We start from the raw sequence: 10,166 nt of genomic DNA on the forward strand, positions 1-10,166 counted from the left end.
TCTTCATATTCCATCGTTATCAATGCTGAAGCGCGGACTGCCGGCACTCGCCGCCATTCTGCTGCTCTTTACCCCCGCTGTCTGGGCACAGTTGCCAGGAATTATCAGCCAGCCCCTCGCCAATGGCGGTCAGAGTTGGACCTTACCGGTTCAAACGCTGGTGTTCCTGACGTCATTGACGTTTATTCCGGCCACCATGCTGATGATGACTTGTTTTACGCGCATCATCATTGTCTTGGGCTTATTGCGTAACGCATTAGGCACCCCGACCGCGCCCCCCAACCAGGTTCTGTTGGGTTTGACGCTGTTTCTGACTTTTTTCATCATGTCTCCGGTTCTGAACCGGGTTTACGATGAGGCCTATGTGCCGTTCAGTCAGGATCAAATCAGCATGCAAACGGCCATTGAGCGCGGTGCTCAGCCTTTACGCGAATTCATGCTGGGCCAGACACGACAAGCCGACCTGGCATTGTTTACGCGTCTGGCCCAGATGGGGGAAATCCAGGGGCCAGAGGCGGTTCCGATGCACGTCCTGATCCCTGCGTTTGTCACCAGTGAATTGAAAACCGCCTTCCAGATTGGCTTTACCATTTTTATCCCTTTTTTGATTATCGACCTGGTGGTTGCCAGTGTGTTGATGGCGCTCGGTATGATGATGGTGCCACCGGCCACCATTTCGTTACCGTTCAAGCTTATGCTGTTTGTACTGGTCGACGGATGGCAATTATTGCTCGGTTCACTCGCGCAAAGTTTTTACAGTTAATTCCTACTAAGGTCGCCCGATGACGCCAGAATCCGTAATGGCTTTAGGTTATGAAGCAATGAAGGTCGCACTGGCTCTCGCAGCCCCACCTCTGCTATCAGCGCTGTTCAGCGGCTTGATTATCAGTCTGTTACAGGCTGCAACCCAGATCAACGAAATGACGCTCTCCTTCATTCCCAAAATTTTAACCGTGTTTTTCACGCTGGTTATCGCCGGGCCTTGGATGCTAAGCCTGATGCTCGATTATATGCGCACGTTGTTCGGTCAGTTGCCGACGATCATTGGCTAGCCATGCTGACGCTTGATAGCACACAATGGGACATCTGGGTCAATCAGTTCCTACTGCCTCTGATTCGCATCCTTGCTTTAATCACCACCTGCCCAGTTTTCAATGAACGCGCTGTTCCAGCTCGGGTTAAAATCTGTCTGGGACTCGTCATTACTATGCTTGTTGCGCCTTATTTGCCCATCAACACAACCCCCTTATTTTCTGCAGCCGGCGTCTGGATTATCCTCCAGCAACTTCTTATTGGTGCCGCTCTCGGGTTTACTATGCAATTGGCCTTTGCTGCAGTCAGGCTGTCGGGCGAACTCATCGGTATGCAGATGGGATTGGCATTTGCCACCTTTTTTGATCCCACTGGTGGACCCAACATGCAAGTACTTGCGCGTTTTCTGAATATCATGGCCATGTTGTTGTTTATGGCTTTCAATGGTCATTTATGGATGATATCCCTGATCGCCGATAGCTTTCATACGCTGCCTATTAGCCCCGCACCGCTGAGTAGTGATGGATTTTTGGGCCTGGCGCGCGCAGGAAGTTTGATATTCATTAACGGTGTGATGCTCGCGCTGCCTTTGATTACGCTGTTGCTGGCACTCAATATTGCTTTAGGGTTACTGAATCGCGTTGCGCCGCAGCTTACCGTTTTTGTGATTGGCTTTCCGCTTACGTTGACTGTCGGTATCATGACGGTTGGTATGCTGCTTTTTCTGCTGGCTCCCTTTGCCGAACATCTTTTTGGTGAGGTATTCGATATCCTCGCCGATGTGCTGACGCGGATCACTCCCTGAGGTTATCCCAGTCAATTCGACACTAAGATAGAAAATTATAGTTGCGAGAATTCGGTGCAAAAAAGAGATAAAAAAAGGGGAAAAAGAGATAAGTAAAACAAAAAGCGGCACGTCATTATTGAAATGACATACCAAAAGAATACGCCCGGTTTAAGCATATTCAAATCTGTGCCGCATCACCGTCGTCAATTACCGATTAATCTGGAACAGTGACATACCCTGCATATTTTGATATGTGGTATAAGCAGCTTGTAATGAAGCTTGTTGCATAACATAAGTCGAAATAGCAGATACCCAGTCCGTATCCACTAATGCGCTTTTTGCCTGCGAGTTTGCCATCGTGCGGTCAGCACCAATCGCATCCAACTGATCAAGTTCTTCTAATTGAATACCGAGCGTAGACTGAACAGACGAGACGTTATTCAGTGAGTTCCGAAGCCCTCTATTTGCCGTATCCAGTGAACTCTGAAGCGCTTCCCGTGCCGCATTATCACCGTCAGCAATCGGTGTTTTCAGTGCATTGATAGCGATATCCAACGTAGCAAACAGATCTTTTTGGATAGAACCATAGGGCTCTTTCGCTGCATCACCCGTCGCACTGTTGAATACCTGTGGTCCAATATTACTTACCGTCATGGTGCGACTGGAATCAACTTGTTGCGAAATTGCCGTATGACCACCCGTGTAGGTTACTACTTTGGTTATAGGGTCTTGCACATAAGGTGCCGTCGTTGTCTGATAGCCTGCGAAAATATAATTACCATTGCCGTCTGTAGTATTGGCAATATTCAGTAATTGTGCTTTCAGACCCTCAAGAACTTCGGCTTGAGTGTTACGGTCATCGTTACTTCCAACACCACCGGCACTGATCACGGTTGTCGAAGCCGAGGTCACCGCCGTGACAACGCTTTCCAGCACCGTCAATTCCAGTGACATATTTTGACGAGAAAAAGTTCTGGCCAAAGTATATTGAGAAGTTTCCGCCTGCGCCTGCCCGATCATGACGGCCTGAGAGGCAGCGATCGGATCGTCAGAAGGTGTCGAGACTTTCGTACCACTGGCTAATTGCTCGCCAGCTTTCTGCCAAATTGACTGACCATTCAGAATACCATTCATATTCTGCTGATATATCATGCTGGTGCTTAAGCGCATGGTATAAGTTCCTCTTTATTCGATCGCCAATTAGCTGCGGATAGATAACAACGCGTCAAAAAGTGCCTGTGCGGTTTGAATCACTTGCGCATTGGCCATGTAATACTGCTGGTAACGCATCAGATCGCCATATTCTTCGTCCAGATTGACACCCGATACGGACTGTTGCTGAGCAGTGAGCTGTGTAACAACGTTCTTCTGTGCGGTGCTGTTGATCTTCAACGTGTTGGTCTGGTTACCAATATCACCCACGATACTGGCGTAGGCACCGGTAAATGTCACGGTATTACCCACAATTTTTTCATTCTGCAACGCCAAGAGTGCCTTGGCATTGGTGTTGTCACTGGGACCACCTGACTCGCCGGGCACTTCGTTGCCATTTTCATCCAGCTTGGTTGAAGCTGCAGCCACTTTATTCGGATCACTGATGGCCACTTTCATATCAATGATGACATCACTTACCGGTTTAAGCAGATAAGTATCACCTGCCGCTGTTGGGGTGGCACCATCTGTAATCGTGACTTCAAGTCCATCAAACGAAAGCTTGCCACTGGCATCCGGAGTCAGCCCCGTTATCGTGGTATTAGTAGCGGTACGCGTGATATCCCATGAAGTGCCATTGAAACGCATCGAATAATCTGTTGCCTGCACCGATTTTGTATCGGTGTAGGTCGCATTTAACACCGCATTACCGGTATTTTTGCTATTTTCGTAAACAACAGGTCCGCCAAATTGGAAGAAATCATCGCCAGGATCACCGTTATAGTCATACCCGGCTTTATGTTGGGTATTAAACGCATTCGCGAACGCCAGCGCCAATTGGTTGACCTGATTACGTGTAGTATCAAGGGTATCAGTTATGAAAGAAATTAACCCACCGAGTTTACCCCCGGATAAGGTGCTGTCGCGGAGCTCACTAACACCAACGGTCGGATCGTCATACCCCACAGCAACACGCTGTGGATCGCTGCTAGAGGGAATCGTCACCAAATCAAAGCTGCGCGTGCTCTGAACCAAGTTCATGCCATTCTTGAGTGACACATTGTAAATAGAGCCATCTTGAATTGTGACGTCCACGCCCACCAATTTGTTGAGTTCATCCACCAACAAATCGCGCTGATCGAGCAAATCGTTAGGTTGAGCCCCCTGATTAGCCCCCTGCAAACGCGTAATCTCTTTATTCAGATTAGCAATCTGACTGGTGTAGGTATTTACCTGCCCAACCACGCTTTTGATTTCGCTATTAATGCTTGATTCCATGTCACGCAAGTATTTATCGGTAACCTGAAACTGGTTTACCAACCCTTGCGCTTTGCCGATCATGGTTTGACGGGCTGATGAGTCGCCAGCATTATTCGCAACGTTTTGCAGGTTGGTAAAAAATTCCTGCATGGATGTAGAGAGATTGGTTGTACTGCTTGCCAGCAAGTTATCAATTTTCGATATCTGTTCGTAGCTGGTAGTTACCGAACTACTGGTGGCTTGTGCTGAGCGCAATTGGCTGGCAATAAATTCGTTATAATCACGATTAATGGATACGAGATTCACGCCATTACCGATATAAACACCGCCTGTGCTTGTTCCTGTGGCCTGTTCAATCAGCGCAGTCTGTCGGCTGTATCCAGTCACCACCTGATTACTGATATTGTTGCTGACTGCACTCAATGCTGCCTGTGCTGCCTTCAACCCACTCATCGCGGTATTTACCAAATTGGACATGTAAACTTCCTTTCTACAGGCGTGAATGCCGTACACGTTGAGAATATGCCGAAAGTGCTTTATTCACTTTCATCGCTGATTCAGGTTATCGGCAAAACAGGGAAAATCTTCAGAAAAAAATCAAAATAGTTGGCTTAAATCATGTGTGTAAGCCTTAACTGCTTTTTCACTGGTATTCTTCATTTGTTGAATCATGGTGATCAATTTTTGCGCATACTGAGGATCGGTAGCATAGCCTGCGCGCTGCAAGGCGTGGGCAGCTTGCTCAGCACTGCCTGCTGCTGCCACATTGCTATAACGTGGGTTGTTGGTCAGCAATTTGACGTAATCACCCAACGCATCCATATAAGAATCATAAACACGGAAGCTTGCCTTGACCTTTTTCGCCACGCCATCTTCATATTCGGTGGTGGTGATTTCGGTAACAGGACCATCCCAATTGCTACCCGCTTTGATACCAAACAGGTTGTGGCTCGGACGACCATCCGCCGTTGGAATTTCGCGTTGTCCCCAACCTGACTCCAGCGCGGCCTGAGCCATAATCAAGTGATGAGGGATCCCGCTTTGCTGGCTGGCAATCTGCGCAGGCACAGCTAGTTGCGAAACAAAATTGCTGCTGGAGAGCGGCAACGCCGAGCCGCTGGAAGGTAATTTTGGTAAGGCTTTACGCACCATCTGCTCTACCTCGGCTGTCGGCATTGTTCTGAGCAGTGTACCGTCAAAACGTAATGGGACTGCTGGAACACTTTCCTCGGCCGTGGTGGAGGAAGGGCTCCCTACGTTCTGCGTAGCCGTAAGTTGCTTAACCATAACATCAGCCAACCCCAGCCCTTTGCCAGATGCAATTTGCTGCCCCACCTGCTGATCATACATTGAAGTATAGAGCCGCGTTTGGTCGTTATTGAGCAGCCCATCCTCTATAGAGGCCGAACGCATGCTTTTCATCATCAGTTGAACAAAAATGCCTTCCATCTGGCGCGCTACTGCCCGAATTCCCTCTTTGCTTTGCGGATCGGTAGAAACTTCGCGCTTGAGTGAATTGAGTGACTGCGCGTCATACGCGGCATTATTGAGCGACTGAATATCGGCCATTAGATGATTTCCAGTTTAGCGCGCAGACAACCTGCACTCTGCATTGCTTGTAAAATCGACATCAACTCCATCGGTGTCGCACCCAATGAATTCAGTGCGCGCACTACGTTATTCAGATTGGCGCTGGCGTTAACCCGCTGTAATGCACCGCCACCCTGCTGGAGTGATATTTCGGTTTGAGGAGTGACTACGGTTTGCCCACTCGCCAGCGGCGTATCTGGTTGGCTTACAACATTTTGCTGGTTGATAGTGACAGAGAGATTACCCTGCGCAATCGCACAACTTTGCAATGTCACTTCACGGTTCATTACCACTGAGCCGGTGCGAGAGTTAACGATAACCTTGGCATCCTGCACTCCGACATTCACATCAAGATTCTGTACGTCTGCCAAAAAGCGCACCTGAGAACTGTTGCCACGCGGGGCGATCACCTGAATAGTGCGTGAGTCAACTGGCGTGGCGCTGCCGCTCAGACCGGAGCGATTAATGGCATCACTCACACGCTGCGCCATGGAGAAATCATCCTGCTTTAATTGCAGCATGATCAGGTTGGAAGCACCAAAGGTCGAAGGCAGTTCCCGCTCAATCACTGCGCCGTTAGTAATACGACCGCCCGCCAATTGGTTGACTTGCACGCTACTGCCGCCGGCGGCCGCACCTGCGCCGGCGGCCAGTACGTTACCTTGCGCCAACGCATAGACCTGGTTATCTACCCCTTTTAACGGGGTCATTAATAGCGTGCCACCGCGTAAACTTTTGGCATTACCCATTGAAGAGACAACCACATCAATGGCTTGCCCTGCACGGCCAAAGGCCGGAAGTTTGGCTGTCACCATTACTGCTGCCACGTTTTTCAACTGCATGTTGGTGCCTGCCGGCACAGTGATACCCAACTGTGACAACATGTTGGTCAGGGTTTGCGTGGTAAAAGGTGTTTGCATCGTCTGGTCACCAGACCCATCAAGCCCTACAACCAAGCCATAACCAATCAGGGAGTTTTCCCGCACGCCTTGTATGTCGACAAGGTCACGGATCCTGTCGGCCTGCGAACTCGCAGGCAGGAAAGCCACCAAGGCTAACATCAGGCTAAAAAACGACGCGATCCGCATTCGGTACCTCTTCACTTAGCTTAGAACGGAGAAACGTTGAGGAAGAAACGCTGCAACCAACCCATGTTTTGCGCTTCATTGATATAGCCGTTACCCACATATTCGATACGGGCATCGGCCACCTGAGTCGAAGGCACAGAGTTAGTACCGCTGATGGTTCTCGGGTTCACAACACCAGAGAAGCGTATAAATTCAGTACCTTGATTGATGGCAATCTGTTTTTCGCCCACAACCTGCAAGTTACCGTTCGCTAACACCTGCCCCACCGTCACCGTAATGGTACCACTGAAGGTGTTGTTAGCATTGGCTCCACCTTTGCCGGCAAAATCATTTTTGCCTGAGGCTTCAAGGTCAGCGCGATTATTACCTAATGGACCTTCCAGATAGCGCGGTGCAGTCGTCACACCAAATGACGAGGAGCCGTCGCGGCTGGCAGAAGCCGACGAGCTCTTACTTGCACTGACATTTTCCTGTAAAACAATGGTCAATATATCACCCACATTTCTCGGGCGACGGTCTTCAAACATCGGCTGATAGCCATAATTCATAGGCTGAACAGCCTGGAAGATAGATCCATTTGGCGCTGCTGTCGTGGATGGCGCTGGTTGCGCGGACGTGGGGCCGTTAACCACTTTATCATGAGGAATATAAGCGCAACCGCTTAGCGTCAACATCACGACCAACACCAGCGATTGCGGCTGGCACAACAACTTGGTAACCGGCCTTTGCATCATCATCACTACGGATATCACCTTAAAAGGTTGCCCATTTATTCATACTCAACGGGGCAATGACAGAATAAACCGGATATCAAATGTATTGCCGTTTTATCCACACCATCGCCCCGTTAGTCGCCCAGTTTTACAGCTGGGTCAATTTCTGCAACATCTGATCGGAGGAAGATATAGCCTTACTGTTGATCTCATACGCACGCTGCGTCTGGATCATTGAGACCAATTCTTCTGCCACGTTGACGTTAGAGGTTTCTACAAATTTTTGATACAACAGGCCAGCCCCGTTCAAACCAGGGTTGGTTTCATTGGGCGCACCTGAACTGGTTGTTTCCAGATAGAGGTTTTCACCAATGCTTTCCAAGCCGCTGTCATTGATAAAGGTCGCTAACGTCATTTGCCCAATCTGGTTCATTGCCGTCTGCCCTTGCAACTTGACACTGACAATACCATCGCGACCAATGGTGAGCTCCGTGGCATTGGCAGGAATCGTGATGGCTGGCTGAACCAGATAGCCACTTGAGGTTACCAACTGGCCATTACCGTCCAGTTGAAATGCGCCGTCACGGGTATAGGCCGTCGTACCATCAGGCATCTGCACTTGGAAAAAACCTTGCCCATTGATAGCAACATCCTTGGAGTTTCCGGTTTCCGACATCCCGCCCTGAGTATGAATTCGCTCAGTAGACACTGGGCGAACCCCGGTACCCAATTGTAAACCAGAAGGCAGCGTTGTCTGTTCCGACGACTGAGCACCTGGCTGGCGGATGGTTTGATACAGCAGGTCTTCAAACACGGCGCGTTGACGTTTGAAGCCATTGGTGCTGACGTTCGCCAAGTTGTTGGAGATAAAGTCCATATTGGTTTGCTGTGCGTTCAAACCGGTTTTTGCAATCCACAACGAACGGATCATAAAGCAACTCCTTCACGCAAATGGCGTGTTAGCTTATTGCCAATAGTTGATTGGCACTCTGAGCATTAGTGTCGGCACTGCTAATCACTTTCATCTGAATGTCAAAGCGACGTGAGTTAGCAATCATATCCACCAGGGCACCGACTGAATCGACATTGCTGCCTTCAAGTACGCCGGGCATGATTCGTACAGTGGGGTCATTCTGTAATACGTTGCCGCGCTGCTGTTGGGCCGCTTGGGTCAAACGAAATAAACCGTCGTCAGAACGCGTTACTTCTTGCCCGGTTGCCTTCACCAATTTCAACCGACCTAGCTGAGCTATCGTATTGGGAGCATCGCCTGCATTGAGTGAGGAGATAGTACCATCAGCGGAAATACTGATTTGCGCATTGGGTGGAATCTCAATCGGGCCGCCGTCTCCAACGACAACGCGCCCCTGGATGGTCAACTGACCATCAGCATTGATCTCCATATTCCCATTGCGAGTATAGGCTTCACCATTTGCGGTTTGCACTGCCAACCAACTCTCTTTTGGCAGTGCAATATCCATGGAACGCCCGGTGTAATCCATCACACCTTCCGACATATCCGCCCCGGGAGTAGAGGCCACCACCAGAGTACGCGTTTGTAACGTCGGTCCATTGATAGGTACAGCGCGCAACGCAGCCAATTGGGCCTTGAAACCTGGTGTTAACGCATTCGCCAGGTTGTTGGTCGTGATCGCTTGCTTTTCAAGTGACTGGCTAGCTCCGCCCATCGCGGTATAAATAGCGTGATCCATGGAATATCTCCGCTAAAACGATTAACGCAAACTAACCAATGTTTGCAGAATGGAATCCTGCGTTTTGATAGTCTGCGCATTAGACTGGTAGAAACGCTGAGCAACGATCATATCCACCAACTCTTTACTCATATCCACGTTGGAACTTTCCGTCATATTGCCAAGCAACGACCCAAGGCTCCCCACGCCAGCCTGTCCAATAAATGGCTGACCAGATGTTTCCGTACTGGCCCAGACGTTATCTCCCTGGATGGATAGACCTTCCGGGTTAGAGAAACTGGCCAGCGCAATCTGTCCCAACGGTTGTGTTCTGTCGTTGGAATATTTACCGGTGATGACACCACCATCACTAACGCTATAACCGACCAAATCTCCGGGCGGATGACCATTTTGCGTAGGCGTTTTGTTGCTGTTCGCACCAAAGTTCTGTTGCACGCTGCCAGCAAAATCAAGCGTGAAGGTCGATGCCAGAGAACCATTCAGTGACGGTAGTGGGATGGTGCTGGCTCCCGTGACAACCGTTGGGACAGGCGGTGTACCAGTTGTAATCGTCTGCGATTTCAACGCGCCGCTTTCCGTAAAATCCAGTGCAATTTTAGTGAAACCAGTACCGGTTACTGAGCCATCCTTCACGTTTACAGTCCAGGCGTTATCGCCCGTTTTTTCGAAATACAGCCCGATGTTATGTGGATTGCCCAATGTATCGTAGACGGTAATCGATCCCTTATAGTTCGCCGTTTCCGGGCTATCAGGATCGAAGACCTGAACGGCATCGGATGAATTAAGGTTGGCAATAATTGACGCGACAGTCGTCTGTTGGGCAGCCATCGCT

11 protein-coding genes are annotated in these 10,166 nt (G+C 49.5%); 3 read left to right on the top strand and 8 right to left on the bottom strand.

All coding sequences use genetic code 11. The features are described from left to right. Positions 1-22 precede the first annotated feature (22 nt). Genes fliP through fliR form a run of 3 tightly spaced genes read left to right on the top strand, consistent with a single transcriptional unit; the run spans position 23 to position 1,837 of the window. Complete coding sequence (gene fliP, locus ACTBDZ_RS02450; RefSeq protein WP_438814111.1) at positions 23-763, top strand: flagellar type III secretion system pore protein FliP; 741 nt, start codon at positions 23-25, stop codon at positions 761-763. A 19-nt stretch (positions 764-782) separates the two neighbouring features. Next, complete coding sequence (gene fliQ, locus ACTBDZ_RS02455) at positions 783-1,052, top strand: flagellar biosynthesis protein FliQ (protein WP_195312453.1); 270 nt, start codon at positions 783-785, stop codon at positions 1,050-1,052. Between the two features lie 2 nt (positions 1,053-1,054). After that, the gene (gene fliR / locus ACTBDZ_RS02460; protein ID WP_438814102.1) at positions 1,055-1,837 is read left to right on the top strand and encodes a flagellar biosynthetic protein FliR; all 783 of its coding nucleotides are present in this window, start codon (positions 1,055-1,057) and stop codon (positions 1,835-1,837) included. Between the two features lie 189 nt (positions 1,838-2,026). Here fliR and flgL read toward each other — a convergent pair whose 3' ends face one another. From flgL to ACTBDZ_RS02500, 8 genes are all read right to left on the bottom strand, one after another. Beyond that, on the bottom strand, positions 2,027-2,989 hold the full coding sequence (gene flgL, locus ACTBDZ_RS02465; protein WP_438814103.1) for a flagellar hook-associated protein FlgL: 963 nt from the start codon (positions 2,987-2,989) through the stop codon (positions 2,027-2,029). Between the two features lie 30 nt (positions 2,990-3,019). Continuing rightward, on the bottom strand, positions 3,020-4,708 hold the full coding sequence (gene flgK, locus ACTBDZ_RS02470) for a flagellar hook-associated protein FlgK (RefSeq protein ID WP_438814104.1): 1,689 nt from the start codon (positions 4,706-4,708) through the stop codon (positions 3,020-3,022). 120 nt (positions 4,709-4,828) lie between these two features. Next, positions 4,829-5,800, bottom strand: coding sequence for a flagellar assembly peptidoglycan hydrolase FlgJ (gene flgJ, locus ACTBDZ_RS02475; RefSeq protein ID WP_438814105.1), 972 nt, complete (start codon positions 5,798-5,800; stop codon positions 4,829-4,831). Beyond that, on the bottom strand, positions 5,800-6,909 hold the full coding sequence (locus ACTBDZ_RS02480) for a flagellar basal body P-ring protein FlgI (RefSeq protein WP_438814106.1): 1,110 nt from the start codon (positions 6,907-6,909) through the stop codon (positions 5,800-5,802). The genes flgJ and ACTBDZ_RS02480 overlap by 1 nt, the downstream gene beginning before the upstream one ends. A gap of 20 nt (positions 6,910-6,929) precedes the next feature. Next, positions 6,930-7,643, bottom strand: coding sequence for a flagellar basal body L-ring protein FlgH (gene flgH / locus ACTBDZ_RS02485; protein ID WP_438814112.1), 714 nt, complete (start codon positions 7,641-7,643; stop codon positions 6,930-6,932). A 127-nt stretch (positions 7,644-7,770) separates the two neighbouring features. Further along, positions 7,771-8,553 carry a flagellar basal-body rod protein FlgG gene (gene flgG, locus ACTBDZ_RS02490; RefSeq protein ID WP_438814107.1) on the bottom strand — a complete coding sequence of 261 codons (783 nt, stop codon included), beginning with the start codon at positions 8,551-8,553 and terminating at the stop codon, positions 7,771-7,773. 28 nt (positions 8,554-8,581) lie between these two features. After that, a complete protein-coding gene (locus ACTBDZ_RS02495; RefSeq protein WP_438814108.1) occupies positions 8,582-9,334 on the bottom strand; it encodes a flagellar basal body rod protein FlgF in 753 nt (250 codons plus the stop codon). A gap of 21 nt (positions 9,335-9,355) precedes the next feature. Continuing rightward, positions 9,356-10,166, bottom strand: an 811-nt coding sequence (locus tag ACTBDZ_RS02500) for a flagellar hook protein FlgE (RefSeq protein ID WP_438814109.1), incomplete at its 5' end; no start/stop codon positions are given.

This window comes from Symbiopectobacterium sp., from assembly GCF_051710365.1.
Classification (GTDB): domain Bacteria; phylum Pseudomonadota; class Gammaproteobacteria; order Enterobacterales; family Enterobacteriaceae; genus Symbiopectobacterium.

What these genes read in the sequence shown, in the direction of transcription:
- fliP (WP_438814111.1), top strand. Translation starts at nt 23, where the DNA reads ATGCTGAAGCGCGGACTGCCGGCACTCGCCGCCATTCTGCTGCTCTTT.
- fliQ (WP_195312453.1), top strand. Translation starts at nt 783, where the DNA reads ATGACGCCAGAATCCGTAATGGCTTTAGGTTATGAAGCAATGAAGGTC.
- fliR (WP_438814102.1), top strand. Translation starts at nt 1,055, where the DNA reads ATGCTGACGCTTGATAGCACACAATGGGACATCTGGGTCAATCAGTTC.
- flgL (WP_438814103.1), bottom strand. Translation starts at nt 2,989, where the DNA reads ATGCGCTTAAGCACCAGCATGATATATCAGCAGAATATGAATGGTATT.
- flgK (WP_438814104.1), bottom strand. Translation starts at nt 4,708, where the DNA reads ATGTCCAATTTGGTAAATACCGCGATGAGTGGGTTGAAGGCAGCACAG.
- flgJ (WP_438814105.1), bottom strand. Translation starts at nt 5,800, where the DNA reads ATGGCCGATATTCAGTCGCTCAATAATGCCGCGTATGACGCGCAGTCA.
- ACTBDZ_RS02480 (WP_438814106.1), bottom strand. Translation starts at nt 6,909, where the DNA reads ATGCGGATCGCGTCGTTTTTTAGCCTGATGTTAGCCTTGGTGGCTTTC.
- flgH (WP_438814112.1), bottom strand. Translation starts at nt 7,643, where the DNA reads ATGATGCAAAGGCCGGTTACCAAGTTGTTGTGCCAGCCGCAATCGCTG.
- flgG (WP_438814107.1), bottom strand. Translation starts at nt 8,553, where the DNA reads ATGATCCGTTCGTTGTGGATTGCAAAAACCGGTTTGAACGCACAGCAA.
- ACTBDZ_RS02495 (WP_438814108.1), bottom strand. Translation starts at nt 9,334, where the DNA reads ATGGATCACGCTATTTATACCGCGATGGGCGGAGCTAGCCAGTCACTT.